Here is a 17065-nt window from a genome sequence, read left to right as displayed (position 1 = left end):
TGAAGTGAACAAGTCCCGGCACGTTCCGCCTGCGTACTGGTACAACGACAAGCCCGTCCCGCTCCACGCCCGCGGGCTGGCGTCGATCTATGCGGCGCTGATCGGATTGCGCGCGCGGTTCTTCCGCTGGAGCCTGCTGCGCCGGCACCGATTGTCCGTGCCGGTGATCGTGGTCGGCAACGTCACCGTCGGCGGTACCGGCAAGACCCCGCTCACCATCGCCCTCGTGCAGCGCCTGCGCGAGGCCGGATTCAAGCCCGGCGTGGCCAGCCGGGGTTATGGCCGTGCCGACGATCGCCAGCCGCTCTGGGTGGAGGCGGCAACGGCGCCGGAGCAGGGCGGCGACGAGCCGGTCCTCATTGCGCGCCGCACCGGCGTGCCGGTGCGGGTGGATCGGGATCGCGTCGCCGCGGGGCGCGTGCTGATCGCCGCCGGTTGCGACATCGTGGTGTGCGATGACGGCCTGCAGCACTATCGCCTGCGACGCGACGTCGAGATCGAAGTCATCGACGGACAGCGCCGCTACGGCAATGGCCGGCTGCTTCCCGCCGGTCCGTTGCGCGAACCGGCCGAACGCGCGACGCAATGCGACTTCCATGTCCTCAACGGCGGCGAGCCGGCGTTCGGCGAATGGCCGATGCGGCTGCATACCGAGGCGGCGCAGCCGCTGCGTGGCGGCCGGCCGCGGCCGCTGGCCTCGTTCGCCGGCCAGCGCGTCCATGCCGTGGCCGGCATCGGGCATCCGCAGCGCTTCTTCGACAACCTGCGCGGCCTGGGTATCGGCGTGGTCCCGCATGCATTCGACGATCATCACGCCTATCGCGCCGAGGATTTCGCTTTCGGAAGCGAACTGCCGGTGCTGATGACCGAAAAGGACGCGGTGAAATGCGCGGCCTTCGCCAAGGACTGGTATTTCAGTGTGCCGGTGTCGGCGCGCCTGCCGGAAGCATTCTGGGTGGCGCTGCTGGATCGCCTGGCCAGGACGGAAACCCCGACATCATGACGACCGGATTCATCGTGGCCATTCCGGCCCGCTACGCCGCCTCCCGCCTGCCGGGCAAGCCGCTGCGCCTGATCGGCGGCGACCCGCTGGTGCTGCACGTTGCCCGCCGCGCGCTGGCCGCCGGTGCGGGCGAGGTCTGGGTCGCCACCGACGACGAGCGTATCCGCGCGGCCTTGCAGGGCACCGGCGTGCGGGTGGCGATGACCCGCGACACGCATGCCTCGGGCAGCGATCGCCTGGCCGAGTGCGCCGACATCGCCGGCTGGCCCGACGACGCGGTGGTGGTCAACCTGCAGGGCGACGAGCCATTCGCCCCCGCCGCCGGTATCCGCGCGGTGGCGCAGGCGCTGGTCGACAGCGGGGCGGAGATGGCCACGCTGGCAACGGCTGTCGAGACGGCCGAAACGCTGTTCGATCCCAATACCGTCAAGCTGGTGCGCGCCACCGGCGGCGACGCGCTGTATTTCAGCCGTGCGCCGATTCCCTGGCCCCGCGACGCCTTCGCCCGCGATCGCGAAACCCTGCCGGCGGGCGATCACTGGCTGCGCCATATCGGCATCTACGCCTACCGCGCCGGCTTCCTGCGCCGCTACACGCGGCTGCCGCCGGGACGGCTGGAACAGATCGAGTCGCTGGAACAGTTGCGGGTGCTGGAAGCCGGCCATCGCATCGCGGTCGCGCTGACCCCGGAACCGTTCCCGCCCGGCGTGGACACGCCCGAGGATCTGGCCCGCGCCGAGCAGCAGTGGGCGCGCGGCGCATGAGGCTGCTGGTGGTCTGCCTGGGCAACATCTGCCGTTCGCCGATGGCCGAAGGCGCACTTCGCCATCATCTGGCCGCCTCGCCGCTGGCCGGAAGCGTGGAAGTGGATTCGGCCGGCACCGGCGACTGGCACGCGGGCGAACCGCCGGATCGCCGCGCCATCGCCTGTGCCCGCCAGCATGGCGTGGACATCGCCGGCCTGCGCGCGCGCCAGTTGCGACGGGAGGACTTCGAGCGCTTCGACTGGCTGCTGTGCGCCGACGGGCAGAACCTGCGCGACGTGCGCGGGCTGGCGCCGCCGGGGCTGGCCGGCAAGGCGTCGCTGCTGCTGGAATGGACCGGGGTCGAGGCCGGCGGCAGCATCCCGGACCCGTACACGGGCGGTCCGGCCGACTTCGATCATGTCTGGCGACTGGTCGATTCGGCGGCACGGGCGGCGGTCCGGCGCCTGTCCTGCGGATAGGACTACGGCATAATCGGTGCGGATCATGAATGCCGCGCCCGCTCCCGAACTTCCCCAGGGATTGCCCTGGCTCAACGCGCCCTCCGGCTCGCTGCTCGAACAGCGCGGCCGGATCGTGGCGCTGGCCTTCGTCAACGCCGCCTCGGCCTGGTGCGGGCAGCGCCTGAACGAACTGGCCGCGCTGCAGGCGCGCCATGCCGGTCGCCTGCAGACCCTGGTGGTCAACGTGCCGCGCTTCGACAGCGAACGGGACCCGCAGACGGCGCTCAAGCGGCTGCGTCGCCACGGCATCGGGTTCCCCATCGCGCATGACGCCAACTGGGCGGCATGGCAGGCGTTCGGCATCGAGGCCTGGCCGACCGTGCTGCTGATTGATGGCGAGGGCATGATCCGCCACCGTCTGGTCGGCACCGACAACGGTGCCGAGCTGGATCGTTCCGTGTCCGCGCTGTGCGAAGTGCTGGGACGGCCGGCGGACGACGATCTGCGGGCAGCGCGCGAGAGCCATCCCGAGCCGCGCCTGCCGCTGCGGTTCCCGACCGGCCTGGCCGCCACTCCGGATCGCCTGTTCGTGGCCGACAGCGGGCATCACCGCATTCTCGAATGCACCCACGGCGGACGCGTGCTGCGCCAGTTCGGGCTGGCGGCGGCGGACCTGATCGACGGCGACCATACCCATACCGCGTTCCGCAATCCGCACGGCCTGCTGGCGCTGCGCGAATGCCTGTACGTGGCCGATACCGGCAACCACGCCCTGCGGCGCATCCATCTGGCGACCGGCGCGGTCGATACCCTGTGCGGCAACGGACGCGCGGGAGAGCCGTTGGAAGGCGTCGTTGGCCAGGCGCGCGCGGTCTCGCTCAACCAGCCGCTCGCGCTGGCAGCCAGCAACAACCAGATCCATATCGCGATGGGCGGAGACAACCGCATCTGGAGCTATGACCTGGCCACCCGCGAACTGGTCGCGCGCGCCGGTTCCGGGCAACTGGAAGTACGCGACGGCAGCGGGCCGATGGCGGCGTTCGCGCAGCCCGCCGCGCTCGCCGCCATCCACCAGACCCTGTATGTCTGCGACGCGCTTGGATCCGCCATCCGTTCCGTGCAACTGCGCACCGGCGTCGTGCAGACCCTGGTGGGGCAGGGACCGTGGACGTTCGGCGGCGAGGACGGGCCGCGCGAAACCGCGCGCCTGCAGCACCCGCAGGGCATCGCCGTCAGCACCGACGCACCGCAGATGTGGATTGCCGACACCGGCAACGGCAGCCTGCGCAGCCTGCGGCTGGGAGGCGGCGAACTGAGCAGCGTGCCGCTGCCGCGAACGCTGCACGGCCCCACCGGACTGGCCTTGTCCCCGGGTACCGTCTGGATCGCCGAGACGGACGCCCACGCGGTGCTGCGCTACGACATCGCCAGCGGTGAACTGAGCCACGTGCCGATCGACGAATGAGCGGTCGCAAGTCCTCCGATTTCGATGGCAAGGCGTTCGCCGCCGGCCTGAGCCTGGCACCGGGCGTCTACCGCATGTACGCGGCCGACGACAGCCTGCTCTACGTCGGCAAGGCCGGCGCGCTGCGCAGGCGGGTGTCGAGTTATTTCAGCAACACGCCCAAGACCCCGCGCATCCTGTCGATGCTGTCGCAGGTGGCGCGGATGGATGTCACCGTCACCCGCACCGAGGCCGAGGCGCTGCTGCTGGAAAACCAGCTGATCAAGTCGCTGGCGCCGCGTTACAACGTGCTGCTGCGCGACGACAAGAGCTATCCCTATGTCCTGCTGACCCAGGAGACCTGGCCGCGGATCGCATTCCATCGCGGGCCTCGCGCGGTGCCGGGCCGCTACTTCGGCCCCTATCCCAGCGCCGGTGCGGTGCGCGAAACACTGAACCTGATGCAGAAGCTGTTCAAGATCCGCAACTGCGAGGACAGCGTGTTCCGCAATCGCTCGCGGCCCTGCCTGCAGTACCAGATCGGCCGGTGCAGCGCGCCCTGCGTGGGGCTGGTGGAATCCGCCGGCTATGCCGAATCCGTGCGCCAGGCCGGGCTGTTCCTGGATGGCCGCAGCGACGAACTGAGCGGTGAATTGAGCGCGGCCATGGAAGCGGCCAGCGAGCGGCTGGAATTCGAGGAGGCCGCGCGCCTGCGCGATCTCATCGGCTCCATCCGCAGCCTGCAGGCGCGCCAGTACGTGGACGGGCATGCCGCCGATCTGGACGTGCTGGCCTGCGCGATGCGCGGCAGCTCCGCGTGCGTGCTGCTGCTGGCGTTCCGTGACGGCCGCAACCTCGGCACCCGCACGTTCTTCCCGCGCACCAATGGCGAGGAGAGCGCGGACGAAGTGCTCGCCGCCTTCGTTTCCCAGTACTACGGCGAACAGACCCCGCCGCAGGAAATCATCCTCGATCGCGAGATACCGGATGCCGAACTGATCGAGACCGCGCTCAGCACTTCGGCCGCCCGACGGGTGCAGTTGAAGTGGAACGTGCGCAGCGAGCGCGCCGGTTATCTCGACCTGGCGCGGCGCAACGCAGAGATCGCGCTGGTGACCGAATTGACCAGCCGTGGCGCGCAGACCGCGCGCAGCGAGGCGTTGCAGGAACTGCTGGGGCTGGCCGAACCCGCCCAGCGCATCGAATGCTTCGATATCAGCCATACCATGGGCGAGGCCACCGTCGCCTCCTGCGTGGTGTTCGACGCCAACGGCCCGGTCCGCGCGCAGTATCGGCGCTTCAATATCACCGGCATCGAACCCGGTGACGATTACGCGGCCATGCACCAGGCGATCGAACGCCGGTTCCGCCGCGCGGTCGAAGAGGGCGGGGTGCTGCCGGACGTGCTGCTGATCGACGGCGGCGCCGGCCAGTTGGCCCAGGCCCGCGGGGTATTGGCCGATCTGGGCGTGGACAGCGTGGTGCTGGTGGGCGTGGCCAAGGGCGAGGAACGCCGGGCCGGCCACGAAACCCTGGTCCTGGCCGACGGCCGCGAGGTACGTCCGGGCGCCGCTTCGCCGGCCCTGCAATTGATCCAGCAGGTCCGCGACGAAGCGCACCGGTTCGCCATCACCGGCCATCGTGGCAAGCGCCAGAAGGCGCGCATGACCAGCAAGCTCGAGGACATTCCGGGCATCGGCCCGCGCCGTCGCGCCAGCCTGCTGAAGCATTTCGGCGGCCTGGCCGGGCTCAAGGCTGCGGGCGCGGACGAGATCGCCCGGGTCGAGGGCATCAACGCCGCGCTCGCCGAGCGGATCTACGCTAACCTGCACGGGTTGCCGGCGCCGATTGCGGGAAACGAGTAGGAATGCAATGAAGTTGACCATCCCCACCTGGCTCACCCTGTTGCGGATCGTGCTGATCCCGGTGCTGGTGCTGGTGTTCTACCTGCCGCACAAATGGACCAACTTCGCGGCTGCCTTCATCTTCATCCTGGCCGCCGTCACCGACTGGCTGGATGGCTGGATCGCCCGCCGCTACCACCTGTATTCGGCCTTCGGCGCGTTCCTGGACCCGGTGGCGGACAAGCTGATGGTGGCGGTGTCGCTGTTCCTGATCGTGCAGGACAACCCGACCATGTGGATGGCGATCTGGGCGGCGGTGATCGTCGGCCGCGAAATCGCGGTATCCGCGCTGCGTGAATGGATGGCCGAACTGGGCCAGCGTGCGCGGGTCAAGGTGGCCACCATCGGCAAGATCAAGACCATCGTGCAGATGGTGGCGCTGGGCTGCCTGCTCTATGCGGCGACCCCGGGACCGGTGGACCGGGCGGACATCTGGCTGGGTGAATGGATTTTCAGGATCGGCGACTGGCTGCTCGCGATTGCCGCTATACTTACGCTCTGGTCCGGTTTCCAGTACCTGCACGCGGCATGGCCGATTCTGCGGGCTGACGAGAAAAAAGCAGTTGACAGTTCTCGGGATACCGGTAAAATTTCCAACTTCACCACGCGGGAATAGCTCAGTTGGTAGAGCACGACCTTGCCAAGGTCGGGGTCGCGAGTTCGAGTCTCGTTTCCCGCTCCATATTCAGGACAAAACCCCGTTCGCGGGGTTTTGTTTTGTAAGGCGCTTGAAATGGCGCCGTGATTGCGCCAGTCTCGCGCAATCGCCATCGGCCTGGTGGCAGAGTGGTTATGCAGCGGACTGCAAATCCGCGTACGCCGGTTCAATTCCGACCCAGGCCTCCATATCAGGAAAACCGACCACGCGGTCGGTTTTTTTGTGCCTGACGGACGGCATGCGAACGACTTTCCATCGCGCGCCCGCTCAGGCAGGCTATCCCCCTGCCCGGATGGCGAAATTGGTAGACGCATCGGACTTAAAATCCGCCGGCCGCGAGGCCATGCCGGTTCGATTCCGGCTCCGGGCACCAAAGCGCAATCCGTCGATGTCCCCCATGTTCAAAAACTCCCTGAAATGACTTGTATTTGGCGGGATTGTTGTCCAAGGACGACCGGTGACATCCGCTCGCATCCAGATAAAAGGTGAGTCAGCCAGTGTGTCAGGGGCGCTGCTTGCTTCCTCCGACTCACAGAGGGACCGCTGGGTGCGCATGGCCCGCCGACCAGGACACTAACCATGCTAGATGGCTGCAGCCCCTGTGAGGCGCCGTTGACGTTCGCCATCTGTTACGGCCAACCCAAGACGTTTCCACAGTTTGCGGTGGGTCGAATAGTTCGCAAGATCGCCTGTTTCGCCTACCAATGATGCAAGGCCAAAAGCTTCGAAACCACGAGTGGCCATGCCCGATCGAATGGTATCGACGCCTCACGGGTGGGTGTCATCCGAGACCGGCAATCGCTGGCGGTGAAGATCCGAACGTCCGAGATCGGCATCGGAGCCAAAACGTGCTTCCAACCCGTTGCGGACATTCGCCGTCGTGCCCTAGCATGCCGATGGGGCGTCGCATCAGGTACAACATGATCGCTCGTGGAATCCTCCTGGCAGCAGGCGCGGTCCTTCTCGGTGCGAGTCTGTATGCTTCTTCGGCTACGGCGCAGGTGGACGCCCGCCAGTTGGAGGCGGCCGCGCGTATCATCGACGCCGAGGCGGCCGGACATCAGAATGGCAGCATGACGGTCGCCCTTGTGGTTCGGGGCGAGGTGGTCTGGGTTCGGTCGTATGGCTATGCGGACGAGGGACGGACTATCCCCGCCACCTCCGACACCGTCTACCGGATCGGTTCGATAACCAAGCAGTTCACCGGCTTCGCCTTGTTGAAGGCGGTCGCCGAAGGCCACGTCCGTCTGGAAGACCGCGTCATCGACTATCTGCCCGAACTCGGCCCGGCCCTTGGCGCTGACGCGCCGCCGGTCGACCTGCTGGCGCTCGCCACCCATCGCGCGGGGTTGGCCCGCGAGCCCGACGATCCTGACTACGTCTACTCGACCGGCGCTACGGACCAGTGGCGGCAACTGGCGAACGAGGCGCTGGCCCACACCCGGGCGCCCTACGCACCGAACGAGCGTAGCCGATACTCGAATATCGGCTATGCGGCGCTCGGACTGGCGATCGAGCGCGCCTCGGGCATCGACTATGTGACCTTTGTCGAGGACAGGCTCATCCGGCCGCTCGGCATGCACTCCACATCTTTTCGCCCGGATGAGGCCCTGCTTGCACGACTGGCGGTGGGTTATCGCAGCAGTTCCGGGAGCGACACGGCCGAGTCCAAAAGCGAGATCGCCGGCCGGGGCTACCGGATACCCAACGGGGGACTCTTCTCCACCGCTTCGGACATGGCGCGATTTCTGGCGTTCGAGATGGGCGCAGCGCGCCATCCGCCGCTTGACAACGCAACGCTGGAGGCCAACTTCGGACGCAGCTTTCCCGGCGTGACTGGTGACCGCTTTGGCATCGGCTTTGCCGAGGAAGCTCATGGCGAGCGCCGGCTGGTCGGACACAACGGACTGACCACCGGCTACGCGTCCTCGGCCTTCTTCGATCCCGAAGAACGGATTGGCGTCATCTGTCTCGCCAGCGCCGAGGATATGTGCCAATCGCGATTCATCGACGTGTATGCCGAACTGTCACCCGCCTGGGTGCCGGTCGCGAAGGCGTTGCGGGCCGCCAAGGCGGCAAGTGCCGCCCGTGTGGCCGCCCAGCAGCCTTATCCGCAGGGCGAAGTCGTCCTTCGACGATTCATTGGAGAGCTCGCCGCCGGCGCGCCGGACTACGACGCACTGGGCGAGGTTCTCGGCGGAGCGGTTCGCGATAACCTCACCGCGCTGCGGAACCAGTTTTCCGGGTTGGGCCCGCTTCAATCGGTCGCCTTCCTGCGCGTCGACCCTGCTGGGGCGGATGTCTACGAAACCCGCTTTGCGGGCGGCGCACTCCATTGGACCCTGACGGTGGGCGAGGGAGACATTCTCGAAACCGCTACGATGCGAAGCGTGCCCTGATGAGAAGGACCGCCGCCTTCGCTGGCGGCCCGGAAAAGAGGGCAGGCGTGAGGCAGGACTCAGAACCGCGTACCCGTTGTTACCGCTCGTGATGCCGGATGTATTCATCGCCGTCGCCGAGTGCGAAGCCTGATCGTGGAGATCAGGCGTTCGTGTGATGCCTGCGTCGGCTCACCGCCGGCGCGCGTTCATCGCCAACCGCGCGGGGGCAGGGCCAGGCCTGCCGCCGGTACCAGCAGCAGCAACACCATCCAGGACAGGCTGGCCGGGCCGATGCCCTGCAACAGCAGGCCACCAAAGATGCCGCCGCCGGCAATGGCGAGATTCCAGCCGGTGACCAGCATCGACGTGGCGATGTCCGCAGACTCGCCGGCATTGCGTGCGAGCGCGGTCTGGAACAATGTCGCGACGCCACCGAAACCCAGGCCCCACAGGGCAACGGCTGCGGCGAGGGCCACCGGATTCTTCGGCCACAATGCGATCATCGCTGCCGCGACGCCGAACAACGCCAAGCTCACGAGCGTCAGGCCGTGCAGCCAGCGCTCAATCAGCACGCCGACCAGGCCGATGCTGATCAGCGCGGTGGCTCCGAACAACAGCAGATAGCGTTCCACCTGTGTGTCGGCACCGGCGACCGCCAGCATGGGGGCAATGTAGGTATAGAGCACGTTGTGCGCGAACACGAACAACAGCATGACGCCAAGCACCTGGAGTACTCCGGGCAGGGCGAGCACGCGACGCAATCGCAGCGGGGAACCTCGCGCCTGACCGGCGAAGTCGGGCAAGCGGGCGCGTGCCCAGGCCAGCAGGCCCAGGCTGAGCAACGACATCAGGCCGAAGGTCCAGCGCCATCCGATGGTCTGGCCCAGCAGGGTGCCGGCCGGAATGCCGAGTGACAGCGCCAGCGGCGTGCCCACCATCGCCACCGCGATCGCGCGGCCCTGCTGGGCAGGCGTGACCATGCGACTGGCGTGGACGGCCACCAGAGCCCACAACAGGCCTGCGCTGATGCCGGCGATGAAGCGTGCGAGCAGGGTGATTTCGTAGAGCGGTGAAATGGCGGTCACCGAATTGGCCACGGTAAACCCGGCGATGGCCATCAAAAGCAGGGGGCGCCGGCGCCAATGACGGGTCGCGGCGATCAGCGGAATCGCGGCCAGCAGCGAGCCCAGGGCGTAGACGGTGACCAGTTGTCCCACCCAGGATTCACTGACACGAAGGTCTGCGCTTATCGCCGGCAGCAGCCCGGCAGGCAGTGCTTCGGTCAATATCGTGATGAACCCAGCGCATGCCAACGCCAGCAGGCCCGCCCAGGGTAGCCGTGAACCCACATCCGGCGGCGAGACGATCAGCTCGTTTCCGCCGTCACCGGCGCTCATGCTGTCGCTCCACCCAGGCCCGCATAGATCGCATCGCGGAGTTCGGTAACGAACGCACCTGACATGCCCTCGTACAGCGTGTTGGTCAATGCCACCACGCTCAGCCGCCGCGACGGATCGACGAACCAGCTGTGCCCGTAGGCGCCGCCCCAACGCCAGGTACCGACGGATTCGGGGCTGGCGGCGGCAGCGGGATCGTGCAGGACCGAGAAACCCAGACCGAAGCCCACGCCAGGACTGTCGGGCGGGCCATGCGGGCCGCTCTGCACGCGCCCCATTTCCGCGATCCCGTCGGCGGTCAGCGAGGGAACGCGGACCTGACGCAGCGCTTCCAGCAGGCGCATCACGTCATCGGCGCTGCCGACCATGCCGCCGCCACCGGAAGGGAAGGCATGCGGATCCAATGCGCGTGACGGATTGAAGCGAATGCCCGCCAGTCCCGGGAAAGGAGAGACGATTTCGCCTTCCTGTAATCGGTGGGGGCGCGTCGTGTGATCGGCGGCGGCATAGGGGGTGGTGAGCCGTGCCGGGTCGAGGGCATGGAACGCGGTGTCGTGCATCCGCAGTGGTCCGGTCACCACGGTGTCCACCACCGCCGGTAGCGGCTGGCCATCGACGGCTTCCAGCACCGCGCCCAGCACGTCGGTCGCCAGTGAATAGCCCCAAGCCGTGCCGGGGGCATATTGAAGTGGAACCCGTGCGATGCGGCGGAGGTTTTCCGCCAGCGATACGGGGCTGTCGTCCATGCCGTCGGATACGCCGGCGCGTCCATGCGGTCCGTCGCCGTCCGGTGCGGGATCCAGGAAGCGGTAACCCAGTCCGGCCGTATGGCTGAGCAGTTGCCGCACGCTGATGTCGGGCTGGTTGCCGTCAGCGAGCGCGGGTCGAAAGTCCGGCAGCCAACGCTGGATGGGCGCGTCCAGATCCAGCCGTCCCTGGGCGACGCGCACCATCGCGGCGGTGGAGACGATGGGTTTGCTGACCGAGGCCAGCCGGAACAACGCGTCGCGGTCCATTGCGCGCCGCTCCTCGCGATCCGCCCAGCCTGCGGCACGCGCGTAGCGGATTCGGCCATCGACCGCGATCAGTACGACCGCGCCGACCAGACGCTGTTCGGCAAGCGCGGCATCCAGTGCGGCATCGACTGCCACGGTGAGGAGAGGGATAGGCGATGAAACAGCCGACTGGGGAGTCACGGGGGAATGCGACGGCATGGAAGGTTCCAGGCATGGAATGAGCCGTCATGGTGGTAATGCTTCGGCGGATGAAAAAGGCGGGTAGAGTTCGCATCAGCACGGACATGAATGTCCGCAATGGGAAGACGTGAATGGAGAGCCTGGGCAGTCTGCAAACCTTCGTGCAGGTCGCTGAGACGCGGGGCTTTGCCGAAGCCGGCCGCCTGTTGGGGGTTTCCGCCGCCGCGGTGGGCAAGAGCGTGTCGCGGCTGGAACAAAGCCTGGGAGTGCGCCTGTTCCATCGCAGTACGCGCAGCGTGGCATTGACCGCGGAAGGCGAGTTGTTCCTGGTGCGTTGCCGGCGAATCCTTGAAGAAGTGGCGGCGGCGGAGGCCGAGCTGTCACATCATGCGGGCCACGCGCAGGGTCGACTGCGGATCAGCCTGCCGCTGATCAGCGATCTTGCGCTTCCTGTGCTGGCGGATTTCATGCGCGCCTATCCGGACGTGCTGCTGGACCTCGATTTCACCGACCGCCTGGTCGATGTGATCGAGGAAGGCTTTGATGCGGTCCTGCGTGTCGGCGAGCCCTCCGATTCACGCCTGACCGCGCGGCATATCGGCCATTTCCATCGACGACTGGTGGCATCACCGGCCTATCTGGCGGAACGCGGCACGCCGGGTGAGCCGGCGGATCTGGAGCGACATCTGTGCCTGCAATACCGCAATCCCAGCAGTGGGCGCATCGAGGCATGGCCGCTGCGCGGCGCGTCGACGGAGTTGAAAGTGCCGGAATCGATGGTATGCAACAACATCGAAACCCGGGTTTGTTTCGCCAAGCGCGGACGCGGTGTCGCCTATGTGCCGGATCATTCGGTACGCGAGGCGCTGCGCAGCGGTGAGCTGGTGACGGTGTTGGATGACTACGTGGACGCGCCAGGAAATCTCTACCTCCTGTGGCCGTCCGGGCGCCACGTTTCCCCCAAGCTGCGGGTGTTCGTCGATTTCGTCAGCGAACACCTGTTGCCAACCTGCTGTCAATCCGCCGCGCCCGCAAGCCGGTGAAGTCCTCACGGGCGAGGGAGTGCGGCGGCGGCTTGTCCGCCAGCCGCCGCGGTGTCGTCCTTTTCAGAACCGGTACTTCACCCCCAGCGAGACGAACTGGCCGCGCAGGTTGTACTGGGTGATGTCGAAACCGTTGGATCCTCCGGCCGGATCGAAGGGCGGATCCTTGTCGGTGAGGTTCTGCACGGACAACGACAGCGTGGTCTTGGGAATGCCCTGGTAGGCCACGTACAGGTCCAACTGGTGATAGGGCTTGACCTTGTCGCGCAGGCCCGGATTGCTGGCCTGGGTGGAGACCCGCTGATCGTAACCGGCGATGTATTGCAGGCTGAGCGTGCTCTCCCAGTCGCCGGCTTCCCAGCCCAGCGAGGTGGTGCCACGGTTTTTCGGCAGCGCGCCCAGGCGGTTGTTGCCTGCACCGTCGTAGGGCGTCTGTCCGGCCACCAGCGGTTGCTTGAACTCCAGCAGGTGGGTCCAGCTTCCGGCCAGCGTGAAGTTGCCGGCGGCGGCGGTACGGAAGGTGCGGCTGAAATCCAGATCGATGCCCGAGGTCTCCAGTTCCCCCTGGTTGGAATACTGGTTGGTGATGATCTGGATGCGACCCTGCGCATCGCGGATCACCCGGCCCGGGAACAGTGCGGGGTTGTTGACGATGAACTGCGCGTTGTCCGGCTTGATCAGGTTGTCCTGTTCGATGCGGTAGTAGTCGACTCCGATGCTCGTGTCCGCGTCCGGCGACCACACCGCGCCCAGATTGAAGTTCTTCGAGCGCTCCGCATCCAGGTCCGGGTTGCCGGTACGAACATTGGTGACACCACGACTGCCGCCCGGCGACAGCGGATCGTACGGGTCCACCACGGTGCCGTAGCTGATGGTCTGGCCGGGAGCGATTTCAGGCAGCGAAGGTGCACGGAAGCCGCGCGAGAACGAGCCTCGCAACAGCAGCGAATCCAGTGGCTGCCAGCGCAATGCCACCTTGGGCGAGAAGGCATTGCCGAAGTCGTCGTAGTGATCGGCGCGGCCGGCCAGCTGCAGTTCCAGGGTCTGGTGCAGCGGCACGCTGAACTCGGCGTACGCGGCGCTGACCTTGCGCTCGCCCTTGACGATGTTGATGGCCGGGCGAAGCTCGGTGCCGGACAGCACCTGCCGGCTGGTGCGCGCATCCAGCGATTCGCGACGGAACTCCGCGCCCCAGGCGAAACCGATGGCGCCGGCGGGCAGTTCCAGGAACGAGGTCGAGGCCTTGGCGCTGACCGCGTCCAGCCGGTAGTAGCCCGGACGCTTGGTCTGCAGGCGCAGGTCATTCAATGGCGCCGGGGTACTGGTTGGATCCAGGAAGTCGTAGCTGCCGTCGGCGAGGATTCGCTCGAATGCGTAGCGGTTGATGAAGTTGTCGACATACTCGCGTTGCAGGCTCTGCGAGGTTTCGGCGGCCACTTCCCAGTCCCAGCGCTCGGTCTGGCCGCGCAGGCCGGCCAGGGCGCGATAGAACACCTGGGTGTTGTCCTTCAGGCGCGGGCCGAGATCGAAGAAGGTGTATTCGAACGGCAGCGGCACGCCGTTGGGATTGTCGGGATGGCCGACCGGCAGCGCCACCGGGATGTCCACCAGGGTGCCGGTGGCCGGGTTGTAGGCGCGCAGGCCCGGGCCGACCGTGAGCGGCGCGCTGAAGATCTGGTCCGCCTGGTTGTGGCTGTAGAGCAGATCGGTGAACAGTTCGGTGCGTTCGCCCAGGCGGAAGGTCGCGCTCAGCGAGGCCTGGATGCGTTCCGCGCCCGGTTGCAGGGTCTTGTACGGCTGCGCGTTGAAGGCGCAGGCATTGCCGGGCAGGGTGCTGCCGAAGTCGCTGTAGGGGCGCGGCACGCTGCCGTCCGGGCACGGCGAGAACGGGGTGGGCTGGCGCGGATCGAGCAACCAGTTGCCGCCCGCGGTCGACCAGCCGGCCAGGCGCCCGCCGGGTTTGTCGCGGAAGTCGCCGCTGCGGGTGAAGGCGCGTTCGTCCGCGTCCAGGCGTTCGCGCTTGAGCAGGTCCAGCCCGAACAGCACGTTCCAGCCCTGCTGTTCGAGATCGCCGAAGCCCAGCAGCAGGTTGGCCTTCTGTTCGTCCAGGCCGCCCCGGGTGGCGCCACCGACCGCGCCGCCCACTTCGATGCCCTGGAAATTGCGGCGCAGGATGATGTTGACCACACCGGCGATGGCATCGGAGCCGTAGACCGCCGAGGCGCCGTCCTTCAGTACCTCGATGCGTTCGACCGCGCTGATCGGCAGCGCGTTGAGATCGACGAAAGTATCCTGGGTGTTGAGGGCGAAGCCGAAGTTGGCCACGCGATAGCCGTTGACCAGCACGAGGGTGTTCTTCGGGCTCAGTCCGCGCAGGCCGATCGAGGCCGAGCCGGCCGAGAAGCTGCCGGTGTACTGCTCGTCATAGCTGTTGCCTGCGTTGGCCGAGAGCGAGCGCAGTACGTCGGTCAGGGTCGATTTTCCGGTGCGTTCGATTTCCTCGCGAGTGACGACCTGTACCGGGTTCGGTCCGGCGGTGTCGCTGCGCTTGATGTTGGAGCCGGTGACCACGACCGCGTCCAGGGTCTTGTCCGGTCCGGTGGGTGGCGTGGTGGCGTCCTGGGCGTGGACGACGGGAGAGGTGATGGCCAGGGTGATGGCCAGGGCGAGCGGGGTGGTTCTCGACATCGAAGGCATTGAACGTTGGGCGCATCATTACCGCATGCGGATGCTGCACTGCCGAATGGCCGTGATTCATCGCCACATGACGAATCGCCATGTGATCCGGCTTGACGCGCGGTTCGTCCGCACCGAAAGCCCGCGGCCGGCCGTACAGGCGGCGGTCGCACGGCGATCAACGGCGCGCATTAAGATGCTCCTGCCGCACGGCGCCGGAGGTGCCGGTCGTCTGGATCATGCGGACAGGGTGGGCGGCCGCCCGGTCCGGCAAGGAGCGTGATGAATCGTTACCTGGCCTACGGGCTCTGCATCCTGCTGGCGTTGCTGTCGCTGGCGCTGTCCTTCCACTGGCCCGCATGGGGCTGGCCGGCCGGCCTGTTCGGCGTGCTGGCGCTGCTGGGCACCTGGGACCTGCTGCAGACCCGCAGCACCCTGCGCCGCAACTATCCGGTGCTCGCGCATTTCCGCTACGGACTGGAATCGGTGGGGCCGGAGATCCGGCAGTACTTCATCGAGGGGGATACCGCCGAGGTACCGTTCTCGCGCCAGCAGCGCTCGCTGGTGTACCAGCGCGCCAAGGGCGTGATGGACGTGGTGCCGTTCGGTAGCCAGCAGGACGTGTACGGGGTGGACTACGAATGGATCAACCATTCGCTGGCGCCGACGCAGGTGGATTCGCACGACTTCCGCGTCACCATCGGCGCCAGTTCGGCGCAACCGTACTCGGCCAGCGTGTTCAACATCTCGGCGATGAGTTTCGGCGCACTGTCGGCCAACGCGATACGCGCGCTCAACGAAGGCGCGCGGCGCGGAAGTTTCTATCACGACACTGGCGAGGGTTCCATCTCCCCCTACCATGTCGAGCATGGCGGCGATCTGGTCTGGGAAATCGGCTCCGGCTATTTCGGTTGCCGGGACGAGCAGGGCCGCTTCAGCGAGGAGCGCTTCGTGCAGAACGCGCGCCTGCCGTCGGTGAAGATGATCGAGATCAAGCTGTCGCAGGGCGCCAAGCCCGGCCACGGCGGGGTGCTGCCGGCGGCCAAGGTGAGCCCCGAGATCGCGGCCACGCGTGGCGTGCCGATGGGACACGATTGCGTGTCGCCGGCGCGCCATTCGGCGTTCTCCACGCCGGTGGAACTGCTGCAGTTCGTGGCGCGCCTGCGCGATCTGTCCGGCGGAAAGCCGACCGGTTTCAAGCTGGCCATCGGCCATCCCTGGGAATGGTTCGGCATCGCCAAGGCGATGCAGGAAACCGGCCTGCTGCCGGACTTCATCGTGGTCGATGGCGCCGAGGGTGGTACCGGCGCGGCGCCGGCCGAGTTCATCGACCACGTCGGCGTGCCGATGCACGAGGCTCTGCTGCTGGTGCACAACACGCTGGTCGGGCTGAAACTGCGCGAACGCATCCGCATCGGCGCCGCCGGCAAGGTCATCAGCGCCTTCGACATCGCCCGGACCCTGGCGATGGGCGCGGACTGGTGCAATTCGGCACGCGGTTTCATGTTCTCGCTGGGCTGCATCCAGTCGCAGAGCTGCCACGACGATCGCTGCCCGACCGGCGTGGCGACCCAGAATCCCGGCCGCTGGAAGCACCTGGACGTGGGCGACAAATCTGTGCGGGTGCAGCAATTCCACGACAACACCTTGAAGGCCCTGCGCGACATGTTGTGCGCGGCTGGCCTGGAACATCCACAGCAGCTTGGGCCCGAACACATCTTGCGCCGGGTATCACCGGTCGAAGTGCGGTCGCTGGCAACCCTGTATCGTTTCCTGGAGCCGGGTGAATTGCTGGATCGGATTCCCGCGCATGCGGTGTTCCAGCAGTTCTGGGCCGAGGCGCGCAGCGACGCGTTCAATCCGCCGGCGCGGGTGCGCGCGCTGCAGGACAGCAAATCCTGATGATGAGCAAAGGGCATCAGTTCATGCCGAAGGGATCACACGGACTGTGAACGGAAGCTGCGCTGTCATCGCAATGACGCGAAACGCTAACCGAAATTCAACGTCCCGGTTTGTATCTTACGCGCACGCCCCGCTATCGCTGCGCGCAGGTTCTCTCCAGCCTGTCGCAGCCATCGCGGGCGACTAGACAAGGCGAGGATGCGTTTCCATGCGGGCAGGGAAAGCCTGCCGGGGAAACGAAATCCGGAACCTGA

General features: G+C 66.9%; 13 protein-coding genes and 3 tRNA genes. 13 read left to right on the top strand and 3 right to left on the bottom strand.

The window, feature by feature from the left end; all coding sequences use genetic code 11:
• Positions 1 to 4 precede the first annotated feature (4 nt).
• The 10 genes from lpxK to FHW78_RS14420 all read left to right on the top strand — a co-directional run bounded on the left by lpxK (position 5) and on the right by FHW78_RS14420 (position 8615).
• On the top strand, positions 5 to 1003 hold the full coding sequence (gene lpxK, locus FHW78_RS14465; protein ID WP_183642076.1) for a tetraacyldisaccharide 4'-kinase: 999 nt from the start codon (positions 5 to 7) through the stop codon (positions 1001 to 1003).
• A complete protein-coding gene (gene kdsB / locus FHW78_RS14460) occupies positions 1000 to 1767 on the top strand; it encodes a 3-deoxy-manno-octulosonate cytidylyltransferase (protein ID WP_183642073.1) in 768 nt (255 codons plus the stop codon). The genes lpxK and kdsB overlap by 4 nt, the downstream gene beginning before the upstream one ends.
• Positions 1764 to 2228 (top strand): low molecular weight protein-tyrosine-phosphatase, encoded by a 465-nt coding sequence (locus tag FHW78_RS14455; RefSeq protein WP_183642070.1) that lies wholly within the window; start codon positions 1764 to 1766, stop codon positions 2226 to 2228. Before kdsB ends, FHW78_RS14455 begins: the two co-directional genes overlap by 4 nt.
• 25 nt (positions 2229 to 2253) lie before the next feature.
• Complete coding sequence (locus tag FHW78_RS14450; RefSeq protein WP_183642067.1) at positions 2254 to 3675, top strand: redoxin domain-containing protein; 1422 nt, start codon at positions 2254 to 2256, stop codon at positions 3673 to 3675.
• Entirely contained in the window at positions 3672 to 5519 is a 1848-nt protein-coding gene (gene uvrC / locus FHW78_RS14445) for an excinuclease ABC subunit UvrC (protein WP_183642065.1), read from the top strand. Before FHW78_RS14450 ends, uvrC begins: the two co-directional genes overlap by 4 nt.
• 7 nt (positions 5520 to 5526) lie before the next feature.
• Entirely contained in the window at positions 5527 to 6174 is a 648-nt protein-coding gene (gene pgsA, locus FHW78_RS14440) for a CDP-diacylglycerol--glycerol-3-phosphate 3-phosphatidyltransferase (protein WP_141453166.1), read from the top strand.
• A tRNA-Gly gene (locus FHW78_RS14435) sits at positions 6165 to 6240 on the top strand. The genes pgsA and FHW78_RS14435 overlap by 10 nt, the downstream gene beginning before the upstream one ends.
• A gap of 90 nt (positions 6241 to 6330) precedes the next feature.
• A tRNA-Cys gene (locus FHW78_RS14430) sits at positions 6331 to 6404 on the top strand.
• 98 nt (positions 6405 to 6502) lie between these two features.
• Positions 6503 to 6589 (top strand) — tRNA-Leu (locus FHW78_RS14425).
• A 547-nt stretch (positions 6590 to 7136) separates the two neighbouring features.
• On the top strand, positions 7137 to 8615 hold the full coding sequence (locus tag FHW78_RS14420; RefSeq protein WP_183642063.1) for a serine hydrolase domain-containing protein: 1479 nt from the start codon (positions 7137 to 7139) through the stop codon (positions 8613 to 8615).
• Positions 8616 to 8803: 188 nt separating this feature from the next.
• On the opposite strand, the gene FHW78_RS14415 is transcribed toward FHW78_RS14420, so the two are convergent.
• Positions 8804 to 9994, bottom strand: a complete 1191-nt coding sequence (locus FHW78_RS14415) for an MFS transporter (RefSeq protein ID WP_183642061.1) — start codon at positions 9992 to 9994, stop codon at positions 8804 to 8806.
• Positions 9991 to 11145: a serine hydrolase domain-containing protein gene (locus tag FHW78_RS14410; protein ID WP_328805140.1), complete on the bottom strand. Its 1155-nt coding sequence runs from the start codon at positions 11143 to 11145 to the stop codon at positions 9991 to 9993. Before FHW78_RS14410 ends, FHW78_RS14415 begins: the two co-directional genes overlap by 4 nt.
• A gap of 176 nt (positions 11146 to 11321) precedes the next feature.
• Between FHW78_RS14410 and FHW78_RS14405 the strand changes: the two genes are divergently transcribed.
• On the top strand, positions 11322 to 12233 hold the full coding sequence (locus FHW78_RS14405) for a LysR family transcriptional regulator (protein WP_183642056.1): 912 nt from the start codon (positions 11322 to 11324) through the stop codon (positions 12231 to 12233).
• A gap of 63 nt (positions 12234 to 12296) precedes the next feature.
• Here the strand turns inward: FHW78_RS14405 and FHW78_RS14400 are convergent, their stop codons facing one another.
• On the bottom strand, positions 12297 to 14921 hold the full coding sequence (locus tag FHW78_RS14400; protein WP_183642053.1) for a TonB-dependent receptor: 2625 nt from the start codon (positions 14919 to 14921) through the stop codon (positions 12297 to 12299).
• On the opposite strand from FHW78_RS14400, the gene FHW78_RS14395 reads away from it, so the two are divergent.
• Together FHW78_RS14395 and FHW78_RS14390 are read left to right on the top strand one after the other, a co-directional pair.
• Entirely contained in the window at positions 14908 to 15192 is a 285-nt protein-coding gene (locus FHW78_RS14395; protein WP_183642050.1) for a hypothetical protein, read from the top strand. The two genes, FHW78_RS14400 and FHW78_RS14395, sit on opposite strands and share 14 nt — an antisense overlap.
• A complete protein-coding gene (locus FHW78_RS14390) occupies positions 15192 to 16811 on the top strand; it encodes an FMN-binding glutamate synthase family protein (protein ID WP_183642047.1) in 1620 nt (539 codons plus the stop codon). Before FHW78_RS14395 ends, FHW78_RS14390 begins: the two co-directional genes overlap by 1 nt.
• Positions 16812 to 17065 lie beyond the last annotated feature (254 nt).

Origin of the sequence: Pseudoxanthomonas sp. OG2 (assembly GCF_014192765.1) — a bacterium.
GTDB lineage: Bacteria > Pseudomonadota > Gammaproteobacteria > Xanthomonadales > Xanthomonadaceae > Pseudoxanthomonas_A > Pseudoxanthomonas_A beigongshangi.
This window is presented reverse-complemented; position numbering and strand designations above follow the sequence as displayed.